Consider the following 16,943-nt stretch of genomic DNA (forward strand, 5'->3'; position numbering starts at 1 on the left):
GTATAATTTCCTCCAAAATATCCCATCCTTGTAAAAGTATTTAGTTTAAAAAACAGAACGTGTCATATACAATGATAGATAAAGAGATGGTAGAAGGTAGGGTACTTGTGTTTTGAAAAGCTTTCGTGATATCAATATACAAAAGATGTTTCCATCCGTTGTCTATAGACGCGGTTTGGAGTATTACAATAAAAACCTAGTTAGTGATTTACTGTATGATATAAATTATCAAGTCTGGACTGCAATTGTACAGGGGACTGAAGATTATTTTGTTGAAATTAATACGTCCGATTTTGCGAAGGGATCTGTTGATGCGTATTGTGATTGTCCAGCATTTGACACATATGGATCGTGTAAGCATATTGTCGCCACTCTAATTTCAATCTCTGCTAGAGAAACAAATAATCCACCTCGGAAAATGAGTGATAACTATCAAACTACTAATTGGCTAATTGATTCCATATCCTCATTAACCAATTATCAACCAACATCAGAAGTATTATCCGAAAAAATACCGCTGCATGTAGAGTATTATTTCAAGTGGTCGTTTGAACGTAATCTGTTATTGGAATTAAAAGTCGGTGAGAAAAGATGCCTTGTTGTAAAAAATGCACATGATTTTCTAAACGATGTAATGAAAGGAAACGAGCATTACTTTACAAAAACCTTCACATACAGTCCGGAAACACATTATTTCATGCAGCAGGATATGGAAATTTTTGAGCTGTTGTTTTCCGTATTACGTAATGAAAAGATATATCTTGATCGCGGCATCTATCATTATCAGGACTCACCAGAGCGGTCAGTTGTTATCCCGCCACTACTTGCCAAACAGTTATTGCACATGCTCATTAAACGAGACTTCACTGTTGAAACAAGGGATCAGAGCTTTCAGCATATCGATATTGTAGAGGATGAACTGCCATTCCATTTTGACCTTGCGAAAAACGAACAGGGGGAACTGGTTTTGTCCATGGACGAAATGGCTTCCATGACTTATTTCAAGCTATATCAAATGCTGTTTTCACATGGTGCATTTTATTTTCCAGCGAAAGAACAGATTCCGATTATCGAACAAATCACCCAGGTGGGAAGAGAGAACGAACACCTTCCTATTCCTAAAAAGCAGGCTGATGCTTTTATTTCCGAAGTCCTTCCATCACTTAAGAAGGTCGGTGATGTACAAATAGATGAAAATGTCGCAGCAGAAATTATTCAAGTGCCTTTACGCGCAAAATTATTCCTGGAAGTTCAGGCAAATTGGATTGTCGGCAAACTTGAGTATCATTATGGTGACTACCAGATTGACCCGTTTAGCGGGCGTGAACAGGATGATGTCATCATTATTCGAGATGTTGAAAAAGAACAGCAGATTATGCATCTTATTGAGCATGCGAATTTTCATTACAATGGTAAAGAATTATATATCGAAGCAGATGAAGAAAGTCTTTATGAATTTCTTTACGATGTACTGCCATTGCTTGATAAATATGTCGAGCTATTCCTTACTTCAGAGATACGTAACTTTATCGTTGAAAATGAGCCATCGCCTAGCACGAGTGTACGGCATGAATCATCTTCAAATCTGCTTGAAATTGGCTTTAATATCGATGGAGTGGATGATTCAGAAATCAGCCATATTCTTAATGCTGTTATGGAGAAGAAGCGCTACTACCGAATGCAAAGCGGTGCACTGCTTTCTCTCGAAGGGGATGAATTCTCTTCCATGAAGCAGCTTTTTGATGATTTGGATATTCAAAAAGATGACTTACAGGATGGAAATGTTCAAATGCCTGTCTACCGTGGTGCACAGGTTGATGAGTTAATTGACACAAAAAAGAATTACGACCCGTCTTTTCGTAAGCTCTTGCATCAGCTGAAATCCCCAGAGGAACAGGTTTATCCATTGCCGGAAAGCCTTAATGCAACATTACGAGATTACCAAATGACCGGGTATCAATGGTTTAAGTCGTTAAGTGCATATTATCTTGGAGGTATTTTGGCTGATGATATGGGGCTTGGAAAAACATTACAGAGTATTGCTTATATCCTGTCAGAGCCCAGTGATATGCCACATTTGATTGTTGCACCATCATCGGTTGTATATAATTGGAAAAATGAATGTGATAAATTTGCGCCCGATTTGAATGTGGCAATTTTAACAGGAGCCCCATTAGAACGAGTGAAAAAGATTGAGGAATATACTGATATGGATGTCTGGATTACATCTTATGCAACACTACGGCAGGATATAGAGCTTTATCGCGAGCAATCATTCCAAACATTGATTTTAGATGAGTCACAGTACATTAAAAACTATGCAACAAAGACATCGCGAGCAATTCGTGAAATTAAAGCGAGTAGAAGATTTGCTTTAAGTGGAACACCAATAGAAAATTCAATCGACGAGCTGTGGGCAATTTTTCAGGTTATATTACCCGGACTAATGCCAAATCAACGTAGCTTTAAACAGTTATCACATGAAAAAATTGCTCAGCTGACAAAGCCATTTATTTTACGCCGGCTGAAAAAAGATGTATTGAAAGAATTGCCAGATAAAATTGAAACAGTACACGTCTCAGAACTGACAAAAGACCAAAAGGATCTGTATGTTGGTTATTGGCGCGAGTTGCAGCAAGAAGCAGCTCAGTCCATGAAAGAAAGCGGCTTTAACCAAAATCGGATGAAGATTCTGGCCGGATTAACGCGGTTGCGACAAATATGCTGCCACCCATCCGTATTCGTAGAAAATTACCAGGGAGAATCAGGGAAGCTGAACCAGTTAATGGATACTGTACGAAATGCAATTGCAAACGGAAAGCGGATGCTGATATTCTCACAATTTACAAGTATGCACGAGATTATTATTGAAAAACTGAAACAAGAGGAAATTGATTATTTCTATTTGCATGGGCAAACGGCTTCAGAGGACCGCGTGAAGATGAGTGAGCGTTTTAATAATGGCGAAAATAATGTATTTCTCATCTCGCTTAAAGCGGGTGGAACAGGGTTAAACTTAACTGGTGCAGACACCGTTATCCTATATGATTTATGGTGGAATCCAGCTGTTGAGGATCAGGCTACAGGCCGTGCACATCGTTTTGGTCAGAAAAATGTTGTCCAAGTAATCCGCCTTATTACAGAGGGAACAATCGAAGAAAAGATATACGATCTGCAGCAGAAAAAACGTGAGCTGATTGATCAGGTAATCCAGCCAGGTGAAACAATGCTGTCTAGTCTAAGCGAGGATGATGTCCGGGAACTTCTCAACATATAAGTCTCCGGATCCGTATGATGTATGCACGTTTGGGTAAATCATAAATAGGTTATTATTGTAGATTCATAATATCTATAAAGGGGATGGTGAGTTTGGTTGGTGTACTTAAAGGATTTGTGAAATTTTTTGTATCCAACATAGCAGTTGTACTAGCCATAATGCTCCTGCCTATATTTCTAATAACCGATTCAGTAACATTCTTCGATGAGATAATGAATTATTTATTTAACAACAGAAAATCTTAAGCAAAAAACCAGATAGCTGAATCTGGTTTTTTTGACAGTTAAGAAGGCAATATGGCTGCCAAGTGCGCAGCCACAATCTATCATGAATTTTCATATAACTGATGTTGAGAGGTTTTGCGGACACAGGGACCTTATTTGACTGAAATACAGGAAAATGGCGATGTTTGCGGACACCAAGGACCTTAATTGTTACAAATCCCCGCTATTAACCATGATATATGTGAAATAAGGGCTTCTGTGTCCGGATATGTTCGAAAAGGAGACTTTTTTATAGAAATAGCATCTTCTGTGTCCGCTTAAAAGTAAATAGATTAGAAAAAATTTATTTCGTTAAACCTCCGTGGCTCCGCAATGTGCAGCCACCATTTGTTATGGAAAATGGAAAATGAACTTGTAATAGAGTTAGAGAGGTGTTTTCATACAAAAGTCTATAATCATTTCTTATAGCATAAGTGCTATGATATCCACCATAAGGCTAAAGGCTGTCGAATGCTAATGATTACTGATTCAGCTGAAACAATTTCCGAGGACGTCCCTTCATATATGGTTTTTCCTCGCCAACTACTTTAATTACTTCACCAGCCAATAGTTTTTTAACAGTACGCTCTGCACTTCGCTTCGTGACACGGTAGTAACTGGCGATGTCATTGGATGAGAAGGGTTCATTGTTTCTGATTTCGATAAAGTCGATAAAGTTATAGGATAACTCATTGTTAAGTTTAGCTTGATGGATTAAGGAACGGTACAATTCCGATGTATTAAATTCCTTTTCAACTCCAAGCGGACCAATGGTATCTTGACGTTCATTGACAATATAACATGTACCATCGTTTGACTGAGTACAAGCTTCCAATGCTAACTTTGCGTTGTCCTCGGCTTGCTTAGCAGTTAGACCAAGGCCGAATCCTATATCTACCGAGGTATTTAAGGCACGCTCCATTTCCTTAAGTAATGGAAAGTCACGATAATGGTTGGTGATGTGATCTAAGATCCCTCTTGTTCCAAATATTACAAACTTATCATTGCCATTTGATAGAACAGAGGCATATGTTTTTTGGGAGTAATTTAATAGAATTTGGTGTAGCTTCAGCTGTAATTGCTGTGCTTGAAAATCGCCTTTTTCGGCCTTAATCAAATCGAATTCTTTGATTTGAACGTATCCAGCAACGATTTGAGCGCTTTTAGATTGATTTAGAGTTGTAATAGATTTGGCTTGATCAACTGCGCGTTCAATGTTAAGTAAGGGAATTTTCATGCAGCTAGTTGGGATTCTCTTTTCTTTTAAAATTGACTCAACCTCTTCAATCGACGTAAGGGCGTAATCAATTTTACCCTCATTCCATAAATTTTCATGATATCTGGCAATCCGGTTAATATCTACTGGTTCATCATTTTCATAGCTGTAAGTATATATTTCCTCGTTGGTTAACTCCATTTCATTCAGCACCTTATCGACATGCCTTCGACTCATCACATCAATTGAAAGTCTGTTCAGTTCCTGCTTGTGATGATTTCTGACTCGGTAAAAAGATGTTAAGATCATGTACTCATCAAAATCCACCTGTACAGCTGGAAGTCTCTTCTTTTCCACTTTTTCTTTTGCGTATAAGTACGGTAATGATCCTGCAAATAAATAGATATCACACATAAACGCTTTTTCGACCAATTCGGTGACCTCTTTTGTTTCAGTATAAACAAACGGGAAAATTTCAATGTCCTCTTGGTCTTCAACATATTTAGTAATTCGATCAATTAACTTCTCGCGCCCAAAAACAGCAATTTTTACTTTCACCATTATTCCTCCTCATAATTAGTTTGATTTTATGTAATCAATTAATAGGTTTCCTATTTCTGCAATATGTCTTTTTCCTATTCCGTTATTCTCCCAGCCTTCGCTCATAACAACAGCCTCAATGCGTTTGTTCTGATATTCCAGAATAGCAGCATCATGTTCTACGCCGTCTAACTCACCTGATTTATGATATAGCTTTACATCTGAATTAAATGGTAAATAGCTAGCAAGTTTGTCTCCGAATTGTTGATTCGATAATATTTCAACAATTTGTGATCTGCTATTGTCACTTATCGTATTGCTGCGATTAGCAATAGTAGACAGGAAGTGATACATATCGTATGCACTCGTATAATTTTCAAGCCCAGCACTTTGTGATGCTATATCCATAAACTTGCGTTGAATTTCGGTATGCTCACATTTTAAATGCCTCGCTAGCGCATTAACCTGATACATTTCTACCTTATCAAGAACAATGTTTGCAGCAGTGTTATCGGAAATGATAATCATTAATTCCATCAGATTTTTATAACTATATACATTCGAGCTAGTAAGATAATTTATAACGCCTGCCCCTCCAACTTTCATATCTTGCTCAATATATACTAAAGTGTCAGACCGAAACTGATCAGATTCAAGTTGGCGGAAGGCTTCGATTAGGATAGGTATTTTAATTAGGCTAGCTGCCTTTCTGGGTTCATATGCATTAATAGCGATTTGTCCGTCATCGGTATGTATAAAAATAGAGAATCTATCTATCGTTTTGTTGATAATAGTACGAATACCAGTTTCCAATTGCAGTTGGTTCACGGTTATTTTCACATCCTTATACTCAATTTCACACTTAACGAAATATTTAACGACACCATTCGTTAACATTAACATATTACGAAATTTTCTAAATATTGTCAAGAAGGAAAGTTAGGAAAGTTTTAGTAATTATTACTTAATATGGTATTCTTATAGAGTGAATAAAAAAGAGTGGGAGGGTTCAGGTGTGAATGATTTATTTGAAAAGCTGAATATTGAAGTACCTATAATTCAAGCAGGAATGGCTGGGGGAATTACAACTCCAGAAATGGTAGCAGCTGTCACTAATAACGGAGCGCTTGGCACGATTGGAGCCGGATATATGAGTGCAGCAACATTAAAAGAAAACATTCAGCAAGTGAGGAGCCTGACCAATAATCCATTCGCGGTTAATTTATTTGCTACCAACTTGGAGACGTTCTCCACTGATATTCAGAGAATGCAACATATATTAAACAACTATAGAAATGAATTGGACATTGACCCAGGAGAAGATTCAGTTAAAGTAAAAGATAATTTAGAAGAGAAGATTTATGTCATCCTGGAGGAAAATATTCCCATAGTCAGCACAGCATTTGGTGTTTTGTCCTCTGTTTTGATTAAACGATTAAAGAATCATAACGTCACCTTAATTGGGATGGCTACAAATCTTGATGAGGCTAAGCAAATGGAAGACGCAGGATACGACGCAATTGTCGCCCAGGGGAGTGAAGCAGGCGGGCACCGTGGTACATTTGATGTAAAAAAATACCCAAATGGAAGCAATATTGGTTTGCATGTGCTGCTGCAGGAAATATTGGACAATGTCTCATTGCCGGTTATTGCAGCGGGAGGAATACATAAAAAGAAACAATTTGAAGCATTATTGGCAATGGGTGCTGCAAGTGTTCAGTTAGGTACCAGGTTTCTGATGGCAAAAGAAGCTGGAACAAATGAAGCATATCGAAGAGCACTCATTAAGGCACAAACAAATGATACCAAAATTACCAAAGTATTCTCTGGCCGACCAGCACGCGCTGTCAATAATAGATTCATAGTCGAAGTGGAGGCAAGTGGAATCTCGCCATTGCCGTTTCCAATACAAAACCAGCTTACAAAGGATATTAGGAATGCAGGTAAAGAATTCGCTGTTGCTGATGTTCAATCACTTTGGGCTGGGCAAGGTGTTGGGAATATTGAAAAAGAGGAAACAGTTGCCGAAATTATTCAGTCGTTAGTATAACCTTCTTAGTATGAGATGATAATTTCTGGATCAGGTTGATATCTCATGATTCAGGTTGATATCCAGCAATTCGGGTTGATAAATCATAATTCAGGCTGATATCCAGCAATTCGGGTTGATAAATCATAATTCAGGCTGATATCCGGCAATTCAAGTTGATAAATCATAATTCAGGTTGATATCCGGCAATTCAAGTTGATAAATCACGATTCAGGTTGATAACCAGAAATTCAAGTTGATAAGTCACGATTTGGGTTGATAACCGGCAATTCAAGTGATAAATCACGATTCAGGTTGATAACCAGAAATTCGGGTTGATAACTCCTGATAGGAGAACATTTCTCGACAATAATAAAAGAAATCGGCGTAATAGCCGATTTCCTCAATACCTTATTATTTTTGCATATTATAATGTTCTTTTACCTGTTCACGTAGCTGGCGCTTCAGGAATTTACCCACTGATGTTTTAGGGATTTCATCGAAGAATAGTACATCATCTGGTAGCCAGAACTTTGCGAATTGTGGCCGAATGAATTCAAGCATATCATCCTTGCCGACTTTGTCAGCAAAACCTTCGTGTAAAACAACACATGCGATTGGTCGCTCCTGCCATTCAGCGTCTGGAATTGCTATAACACTAGCCTCGAAAACAGCATCGTGCGCCATAAGGGCGTTCTCCAGATCAACGGAAGAAATCCATTCTCCACCACTCTTAATAAGGTCCTTCGTGCGGTCGACAATTTTAAGTGTACCTTCTTCGTCTACTGTTACAACATCACCAGTATGGAACCAGCCATCAACAAACGCATTTTCACTTCTTTCGTCCTTATAGTATTCGCCGGCTATCCATGGTCCGCGAAGGAGTAACTCACCCATCTGTTCACCATCCCAGGCTACTTCGCCATTATTACCCATGATTTTCATATCAAGACCAGGTATAAGTGCACCCTGTTTGGCGCGTTGATCTAATTTATCCTCTTCACCTAACTCTTTCTCCTGGTAGCTCTTTAGCCTAGAAAGAGTTACGAGTGGTGTTGTTTCAGTTGCACCATAGGCATGAATAAAAGGAATTTTGTACTTTTGCTCGAATGCTTGGATAAGTCCCTTTGGTGCAGCGGATCCACCGCAAAGTACAGCACGCAAGCTTGATGTGTCATAATTGCCTTGTTCCAGTTCTCGCAGTAATCCCAACCATATCGTTGGAACCCCGGCAGTAATGGTAACATTGAATTTTTCTATGAATTCGGCAAGTCGTTTTGGTGTAAAACGTGGGCCTGGCATGACTTGTGTTGATCCAAACCAGGTACATGCAAATGGTGTCCCCCAGGCATTAACGTGAAATTGTGGTACAACAGCCATTGACACATCAGATTCTGAGACTGCAGCTGAATCAGCTAATCCAAGAGCATAACTGTGCAGGACTATCCCGCGATGCGAGTAGACAACACCTTTAGGTTTACCTGTTGTAGCGGATGTATAGCACATTCCGGCTGGATCATTTTCATCGATTGTTTTTGAAAATTCATGTGTAGGATCTCCTGTATGCAGTAATTCTTCATACGAATAAAGTGGTTTTAAAGTAGATTCTGGGAGTTCGGACTTGTCAGTCATAACGACAAATGCTTCAACCGTTTGAAGCTTATCCTGTACGGCTTCGATGAGGGGTAAAACGTCTTCGTCAATAAATAAAATCTTATCTTCAGCATGATTTATAATGTAAATAATGTGCTCGGGGGATAATCGGATATTAATGGTGTGCAACACTGCCCCCATACCTGGTGCGGCAAAATAAATCTCCAAGTGCCGGTGATGATTCCAGGCTAATGTGCCGACCCGATCACCTTTTTGTATTCCTAGACCATCGAGAACACTCATTAAGCGCCTTGTTCTTTCTCCGATATCGGCATATGTAAGCCGGTGAAGCTTATCATGCGTTTGCGAGATGACTTGTTTTTTTGAGAAAAACTTTTCTGCATGTTCAAGCATGGGTCCTACTGTTAATGGGACTTGCATCATACGAAACATCTCCTTTTTATAAATTATACAAGCATACTTTAATAATATCACATTATTTTAATTATTAGAAAAACTTTATAAATAAGTTTCGCAAAGGAGGAGTTTATTGATCCGTGGTAAAATGAATGGAATATGAAAATGGCAGGTTAAGATTATTGGGTTTAGGTTTGAAGAATTCGGAATCAAGTTGAAGTTCTCGGTATTAGGTTGAAGATCCCGGAATTAAGTTAAAAATCTCAATAATAGGTTGAAGTAAGAAAGGCTGACGGTTATGAAGAAACAGCATGATTACACACAAGGCAATATATTAAAGCAGTTGATCATATTTTCAGGGCCGATTATGCTGACCAGTTTGCTGACAGTTTATGGGTAGGTAATTTGCTTGGTTCAAATGCGCTCGGATCTGTTGCTGTTTCGAGTACAATTATTTTTACGGTGTTATCATTTGTTATTGGGTTAAATAATGCTGCGTTGACAATTCTGTCACAGCAAAAAGGTAAAAAAGATGATACGGGGTTAGAACGCTATCTCAATGCATTCGTCGTAATTTTGGTATTGCTTTCAGTTTTATTAGGAACTGTTGGTTATCTTATGGCTGAACAGCTTCTGCAGTCATTGGGTACACCAGAAGGCATGATGAATGAGTCGAAGACATATTTGCAAGTGAATTTCCTTGGGATATTGTTCTTGTTTGGATATAACTTTATTAGCACCGTTCTTCGTGCACTCGGTGATAGTAAAACACCGCTTCGGTTCGTAATGCTGGCAGTAGCACTAAATATTGTACTAGATCCACTGTTCATCGCTGGCTTCAATTTGGGCATTGATGGGGCGGCATATGCAACAATTGTGGCACAGGGAAGTGCATTTCTTTATGGAGTTATCCATGTTTTGTACCGTAAACTGGCCCCATTCTCCATGCCATCAATTCCGTCAAAAAAGGAAGTTGGCCTAATTTTAAATCTCGGCATTCCATCAGGGTTGCAAATGGCTGTTATTTCTGCAGGAGTAGCTGCAATAATGAGTGTTGTAACGATATACGGGGAAGATGTAGTCGCTGGCTTTGGTGCTGCGCAGCGTTTGGATAGTATTTTGATGCTACCGGCACATGCGCTTGGAACAGCTGTTAGCAGTATGGCTGGTCAAAATATAGGTGTTCAGAATTGGTCACGTGTGAAAAGCATAGCAAGGTTTGGTGTCCTCTACAATTTTTCTGTTATGCTTATCGTAGGAATTCTAGTCGTATTTTTTGCGGAATACGGTATACGGCTATTTCTGCAAGATGAAGCAGCGATATCATTCGGAACAAGGTATCTGCAGATTATCGCATTATGCTATCCGTTCCTCGGGATTAATTTTATTTTAAATGGAATTGTTAGGGCGTCGGGAGCAATGTATCAGGTGCTAGTGCTCAATATTATTTCATTGTGGGTGCTTCGTTTTCCGTTAACCGCTCTTTTCTCCAACTGGCTTGGCGAAACTGGCATAGCGATTGGTATGGGATCAAGCTTTTTGGTGAGCAGCCTATTTGCTTATATGTATTATCGATTCGGAAAATGGCGAGAGAAAGAATTGTTCGCCAAAAAGCACTAGAAGCTTATTCTATGAAACTAACAAAAGAATGACAGAGGGATTTTATGAAAAGAAAAACAAAAACAGCAATTAAACAAACAGTGGTAATAGCAGTTGTCTTGACTGGTGTATTTATCATAGTGTCCTTTCTAGCGCTTGAACGGCCAGATAGTCATCAGTTTGAAGTTTCACGCCCGTTGATAAGTGAACAGGTATGGGAATATAAGCCGACTGTTGAAAAGTATGCAAAACAGTACGGTGTAACAAAATATGTGGATGTGATGCTTGCAATGATGATGCAGGAATCCGGTGGTCGGGGGAATGACCCGATGCAGTCATCTGAAAGTTACTGCGGAGAGAGAGGATGCATAGATGAACCAGAACTATCTATTAAACAAGGAGTCTATTACTTTTCCCAAACTATCAAACAAGCAAATGGTGACTTGAAACTAGCAATTCAGTCGTATAATTTTGGTAAAGGTTTTATCGATTACATCAACGATAATTCGGGAACGTATACCCAAGAAGCGGCTATAAATTTCTCTCAAAAAATGTATAATACCTCATCAAATAAGTCGATATATACATGTTTACGAGAAGAAGCAAAGCAATATAATGCCTGCTATGGTGATATATATTATGTTCGTGATGTAATGGAATATAGGGACGAACTTGCAAAAGAGTAGTAAGACTGAATATGGAAATGATAAAATTAAATTATAAGGAGGAATTAACATGGTAAAAGCAATACATACTGTGTATGCACCGGCTGCAATTGGACCATATTCACAGGCGATTCAGGCTGGGGATTTTATTTATGTCTCAGGGCAGATCGGAATTGATCCTGCAAATAGTGAGGTAGTTGATGGAATAGAAAAGCAAACAGAACAAGTGCTGGCAAATCTGCAGGCGATACTGACTGAAGCTGGAGCGAACTTTTCCCAGGTGGTTAAATTTACAATCTATCTTAATTCGATGGATGATTTTGCAACTGTAAATGAGATTTATGGTGGCTTTTTAACCGAACCGTATCCAGCTCGGGCAACAGTTGAAGTTAGCAGGTTACCGAAAGACGTTCTTGTAGAAATGGACGTAATCGTATATACAAAATAACAGCAGGAGGAATATCAATTGGATAATTTTACATTCTATAACCCGGTTAAATTAATTTTTGGGAAAGGTCAACTGGAAGCATTGCCTAATGAAGTTGCAGCTTACGGTAAAAAAGTGCTGCTTGTATATGGTGGTGGGAGTATAAAGAGAAATGGCGTATATGAAGAAGTCGTGAATCAATTAAGTAAAATAAATGCCGAGGTAGTTGAACTTTCAGGGGTAGAACCTAATCCGCGTGTTTCAACAGTTCGGAAAGGCATTGAAATTTGCAAAAATGAAGATGTTGAATTTGTGCTTGCAGTTGGTGGAGGCAGTACGATTGATGCGACAAAAGCAATTGTAACAGGCGCTAAAACGGATATTGATATTTGGGATATTGTTACGAAAAAAGAGCAGGTAAACGATGCACTTCCATTTGGTACAGTCCTGACTATTGCTGCAACAGGATCTGAAATGAATGCAGGTTCGGTTATTACCAATTGGGAAACACATGAAAAACATGGCTGGGGAACACCATCAACTTTCCCTAAGTTTTCCATTCTTGATCCAAGCAATACATTTTCCGTTCCGCGTGACCAAACAGTATATGGCATTGTTGATATAATGTCACATGTGTTAGAACATTATTTTCACCAAGCAGGAAATACTCTGGTACAGGATCGTTTTTGTGAGTCGATACTGCGTACAGTTATTGAAACAGCACCAAAATTATTGGATGACCTGGAAAACTATGAGTATCGAGAAACTATGATGTTAAGTGGAACCTTAGCATTAAATGGAATGTTGAATATGGGTTATCGTGGTGATTGGGCAACACATAATCTAGAGCATGCTGTATCAGCCGTACATGATATTCCTCATGGTGGTGGACTCGCAATTATTTTTCCAAACTGGATGAAGCATGTATTAGATGATACGAACACAGATCGCTTTAAGCAACTTGCAGTTCGTGTGTTTAATGTTGAAGCAGAAGGACTAAGTGATCGTGATGTTGCGCTTGAGGGAATTAATAAACTACGCGAATTCTGGAATGATATTGGAGCACCGGCTACATTAGCGGATTACGACATCGATCAAAACACAGTTGAAGAGATGGCCGATAAGACTGTTATTGCACGTCCCGAGTTTGGTAACTTTAAGAAATTATCTCGGCAGGATTCAGTAGAAATTTTCAAAGCTAGCCTGTAAATGGCAATTTCCGACAAAAAATTTCCCGGGAAATAACAAAAAGTGTACTCTTCAAATAGGACGTTTCGACGCTGTAGTAAAAATGTTAATTAATAACAAGAATATATAATTTCCCTTAATAAAGAGAAGGCAGTTGTTGTAGGGAATGTGAATACACATCAGCTGTGGAACTATATGATACTCCTGCGGGCGTCGGCTAAATGTGACCAACGCAGACACTAGAACGTCCTGTTCGTCTTAATAAGCTACGAAAGACCCCGGAGCAAGGTAACGGGCTGAGGAGGCTTGCGGCTTGCCCGCGGAAAGCGAGTACATTTCCACTGCGGCGTTAAACACCAACAATTCTTACTAATTAGAGACAAAAAGAAAAGAACTAGCTGTTATTGATAAACAGCTAGTTCTTCTTTTATGGCTGATCTTATTTTATCTAAACATTCTTCAGGTGTGTTACCGAAAACGCGTTTGTTGTTTACTAGTGCATATGGCTTAACCCGACATAGCCCGCAAAATGACAAACATTCATTCATAAGCACGGCTACCTCTGGAAATTCCTTTTCGATGATATCTTCTATATCTAAAGTAGTGATCGCATTTCCGTCACAAACCTCAACAACGACAATTCCCATTGCTATCACTTTCTTTCTAATGTCTGAATAATTTATTGACTCTACTAGTTGTAGCATATCCAGTATAACAAATCAATATATTATTGTGGGGAATTTTGTTTGTTGGATTTCAGCATTTATTACTTAGTCTTCAAAGCTCCGCGGAAATCTGCTACGAAGAGGAAAGTGAGTGCGTTCGCTTTCCCTCGTATTCGTGCTTATACCATGCCCCGAGCATTATAACCCCGCCTATTAAGAGCAATCCACTAGTTACGAAAAAAACTGCGGAGAAGCCGAAGAACCCTGCTAGCATACCTCCCAGTGCAGGCCCGATGATATTTCCTAAAAACCGTAAGCTGGTATTATACCCGAGCACTTCACCTTGCATAGATAATGGTGCTTCCTGACGTATATATGCGACTCGAACCGGAACCAATCCACCGATAGAAATTCCTAATAAAAATCTTAGTACGACTAATTGCCAAATATTGGTAACGAATGCCCCGGGCAAATAGACAATACCGGCCATGAATAATAAGAAAATCATTATTTTTGTATAGCCTATACGGTCACCTAATCTGCCCCAGCGCTTAGCCATTAACAAATTTCCAAGTCCAGCCGCTGAGAATGCCATTCCAGAATAGAACGCTATGCTGGCCGGACCGTGTATCTCAGCTACATATAAGGACAGAATTGGTTGAATGCTAAAATGTGCAATTTGAACCAATGTGGAAATGAGCATGACGACGAGTAATACCGGGTTACGTATGATATGCATGAGCACTTCTTTAGTAGAATAGGAAACTTGCTCCTGATTTTCATCTGAAAACTGTATTAAAATCTCTCTTACACCAAATAATACAATAATACCAGAGAGAAATATTGTAATCGAAATCCACTTAAATGTGGACGCATATCCAAAAGCATCAGCAAGAACACCACCGAGTAATGGCCCCATTAACGCTCCAGTTATACTTCCGGTTTGCAAAGTCCCTAGCACCTGACCAGCAATTCTCCTCGGTGTCTGTGTTGAAATCATAGCCTGGGACATTGGAATAAATCCAGTAAATATCCCCATAAATAAGCGCAATAAAAAAAGCTCCCATACTGAGGAGGCAAAACCCATTAGAAGTACTGATAAACCAAGGCCTGAAGCAGAAATTATTAGAATCTTTTTCCTGCCGTACTTATCACCGATACGTCCCCAGACTGGTGAGAAAATAAAGGCAGTGACAAAGGTGATTCCGAATATCCATCCTGACCAAGTCTGCACATAAGAATCAGTGAAATTACCGAATTCTTCTATATATAATGAAATAAATGGAAGTACCATGGTAATACTTCCTGCAATGAAAAAGTTGGCGAACCACATAATAATTAAATTTCGTTTTATATTAGGATTTTGCTCTGAAATAACAAATCCCTTCTTTCAAATTTATTTCGGTACACTAAATATATAGTAACATGAACTAATTTGAAAATTAAATGCTCATATTTAATTAACAAAATGTTAGATTGTTAAACAAATAGGGAAAAATGTATTCATGGTCATCATAAAACGTTATAATGTATCGTAATTACTAATAGTATTAGACAAGCATAGAATAAAAAAACTGACTAATAAAGGAGTAACTGTAATGATGAATAATTATTTGAAGTTGGCTGCTGTTTTTGTGTTGATAGTTGGATTGATTACTAGTCTCGCAGCTCCGGTTCAGGCTGCTAATAATGGAGGTATAAATGAAAAGTTAGGTGTTCCAATAGTTGTCTACGGAGATACCTTGTCAGATGATCAAAAAAACAAAGTAAGTGAACTACTGGATGTTAATGATCCTGAAGCGGTGAAAGAATATACAGTAACAGGTGAGGATATCGCCAATTACATTGATGGAGATCCAAATTCAAGAATGTTTTCATCAGCGAAAATCACCCGGCAAGAAAAAGGTGAGGGTCTATCAATTAATATTGTAACACCAGAAAACATTACACAAGTAACAAATGAAATGTATGCAAACGCACTCTTGACGGCTGGAGTAGAGGATGCAACAGTTGACGTAGCTTCACCTGTAAAAGTTAGCGGACACTCTGCATTAACAGGAATTTATAAGGCCTATGATGCTGAAGGACAACCCCTTGATAAGGAAAGAATGCAATTAGCTGACGAAGAACTTGGTGTTGCAACAGATCTTGCCAAGGATGGGTTAAGTCAGGAAAAAGTAAGTGAATTGCTCACTGAAATTAAAAAAGCAATAGCTGATCAAAACCCAGCTACAAAAGAAGATGTTGAGAAAATCGTTCAGGAGCAGCTTGATAAATTGGGAATTTCATTAAGTGAAGAAGATCGTCAAATGCTAATCGATCTGTTTAATAAAATGAAGGATTTAAATATTAACTTCGATGAAGTAAAGAATCAGCTTGATAATATTGCTTCTAAAGTTCAAGAACTTGTAAATGATGAAGGGTTTTGGAACAAAGTAGAGAATTTTTTTAAAAAGTTCGCTAACTTAATTGGAAACTTTTTTGAAGGTTTATTTAACTAGAAATTTGGGTTTAAAAGTAATTTTAAGATAAGGATTGTCCACTATGAGGCAATCCTTATCTTTTTAAATTCATAATAGATTATTGATAACCATAATAGAAAAGCACTAAAGCGACCAGCAGGGTAAGTAATGCGATACTTTGAAAACGTGCAAACTTATAGAAACGCTGACTAACTTTTGATGAAGGAAGTGGCTTTTCTTTCCATTCTTCAAGATAATCACTTTGCTTTGACATTACACTGCGAAACCTTCTGAAGCCGAATGTAACCCCATCATAGAACCCGCCCTTCATTGTGTACATTGCTAAAAATATGACAATATAAATCAGTGAAAAATAAAATGTCATGTTTATAAAGTGAACCAATGAAAAGACTGGTGCCCGCAAATATACCATAATAAAAATAATACTTATATTGAGAATCAGAATGAACCAATTTTTCCTGTACATTTATCTATTCCACCTTCAAAATTACAATAATATTGAGTATATCATAGTTCATTTAAGTTGAATTGTAATAAAGTTGTAAAATAATAAAATGCTGGCAATGACCGACAGACAACCG

The 16,943-nt window shown here is 38.3% G+C and carries 12 protein-coding genes and 1 pseudogene; 7 read left to right on the forward strand and 6 right to left on the reverse strand.

All coding sequences use genetic code 11. The features are described from left to right. The first annotated feature begins 112 nt into the window (after window positions 1-112). A complete protein-coding gene (locus BMY13_RS02030; protein ID WP_092502135.1) occupies window positions 113-3,277 on the forward strand; it encodes a DEAD/DEAH box helicase in 3,165 nt (1,054 codons plus the stop codon). Window positions 3,278-4,021: 744 nt separating this feature from the next. Here the strand turns inward: BMY13_RS02030 and BMY13_RS02035 are convergent. Both BMY13_RS02035 and BMY13_RS02040 read right to left on the reverse strand, forming a co-directional pair. After that, entirely contained in the window at window positions 4,022-5,314 is a 1,293-nt protein-coding gene (locus tag BMY13_RS02035; RefSeq protein WP_175476688.1) for a hypothetical protein, read from the reverse strand. Between the two features lie 18 nt (window positions 5,315-5,332). Continuing rightward, on the reverse strand, window positions 5,333-6,124 hold the full coding sequence (locus BMY13_RS02040) for a serine hydrolase (protein ID WP_175476689.1): 792 nt from the start codon (window positions 6,122-6,124) through the stop codon (window positions 5,333-5,335). 187 nt (window positions 6,125-6,311) lie between these two features. Here BMY13_RS02040 and BMY13_RS02045 point away from each other — a divergent pair, with 187 nt between their 5' ends. After that, complete coding sequence (locus BMY13_RS02045) at window positions 6,312-7,346, forward strand: NAD(P)H-dependent flavin oxidoreductase (protein WP_092502139.1); 1,035 nt, start codon at window positions 6,312-6,314, stop codon at window positions 7,344-7,346. Window positions 7,347-7,739: 393 nt separating this feature from the next. Here the strand turns inward: BMY13_RS02045 and BMY13_RS02050 are convergent, their stop codons facing one another. Then, a complete protein-coding gene (locus BMY13_RS02050) occupies window positions 7,740-9,362 on the reverse strand; it encodes a long-chain fatty acid--CoA ligase (protein WP_092502142.1) in 1,623 nt (540 codons plus the stop codon). A 271-nt stretch (window positions 9,363-9,633) separates the two neighbouring features. Here BMY13_RS02050 and BMY13_RS02055 point away from each other — a divergent pair. The 4 genes and pseudogenes from BMY13_RS02055 to BMY13_RS02070 all read left to right on the forward strand — a co-directional run bounded on the left by BMY13_RS02055 (window position 9,634) and on the right by BMY13_RS02070 (window position 13,235). Then, a pseudogene (locus BMY13_RS02055) lies at window positions 9,634-10,955 on the forward strand (MATE family efflux transporter). A 44-nt stretch (window positions 10,956-10,999) separates the two neighbouring features. Then, window positions 11,000-11,620, forward strand: a complete 621-nt coding sequence (locus BMY13_RS02060) for a lysozyme family protein (RefSeq protein WP_092502144.1) — start codon at window positions 11,000-11,002, stop codon at window positions 11,618-11,620. 49 nt (window positions 11,621-11,669) lie between these two features. Then, window positions 11,670-12,047, forward strand: a complete 378-nt coding sequence (locus BMY13_RS02065; RefSeq protein ID WP_092491357.1) for a RidA family protein — start codon at window positions 11,670-11,672, stop codon at window positions 12,045-12,047. Window positions 12,048-12,065: 18 nt separating this feature from the next. Further along, complete coding sequence (locus BMY13_RS02070) at window positions 12,066-13,235, forward strand: iron-containing alcohol dehydrogenase (RefSeq protein ID WP_092491358.1); 1,170 nt, start codon at window positions 12,066-12,068, stop codon at window positions 13,233-13,235. 380 nt (window positions 13,236-13,615) lie between these two features. On the opposite strand, the gene BMY13_RS02075 is transcribed toward BMY13_RS02070, so the two are convergent. Next, window positions 13,616-13,861: a YuzB family protein gene (locus BMY13_RS02075; protein ID WP_092491359.1), complete on the reverse strand. Its 246-nt coding sequence runs from the start codon at window positions 13,859-13,861 to the stop codon at window positions 13,616-13,618. Between the two features lie 151 nt (window positions 13,862-14,012). Continuing rightward, complete coding sequence (locus BMY13_RS02080; RefSeq protein WP_092502146.1) at window positions 14,013-15,212, reverse strand: MFS transporter; 1,200 nt, start codon at window positions 15,210-15,212, stop codon at window positions 14,013-14,015. 268 nt (window positions 15,213-15,480) lie between these two features. Here BMY13_RS02080 and BMY13_RS02085 point away from each other — a divergent pair, with 268 nt between their 5' ends. Next, complete coding sequence (locus BMY13_RS02085; protein ID WP_092503395.1) at window positions 15,481-16,380, forward strand: DUF1002 domain-containing protein; 900 nt, start codon at window positions 15,481-15,483, stop codon at window positions 16,378-16,380. Between the two features lie 79 nt (window positions 16,381-16,459). Here BMY13_RS02085 and BMY13_RS02090 read toward each other — a convergent pair whose 3' ends face one another. Continuing rightward, window positions 16,460-16,828: a DUF3899 domain-containing protein gene (locus BMY13_RS02090; RefSeq protein ID WP_092502148.1), complete on the reverse strand. Its 369-nt coding sequence runs from the start codon at window positions 16,826-16,828 to the stop codon at window positions 16,460-16,462. Window positions 16,829-16,943: the final 115 nt, after the last annotated feature.

The sequence above is a fragment of the Virgibacillus subterraneus genome (genome assembly GCF_900110695.1).
Taxonomy (GTDB): domain Bacteria; phylum Bacillota; class Bacilli; order Bacillales; family Amphibacillaceae; genus Lentibacillus; species Lentibacillus subterraneus.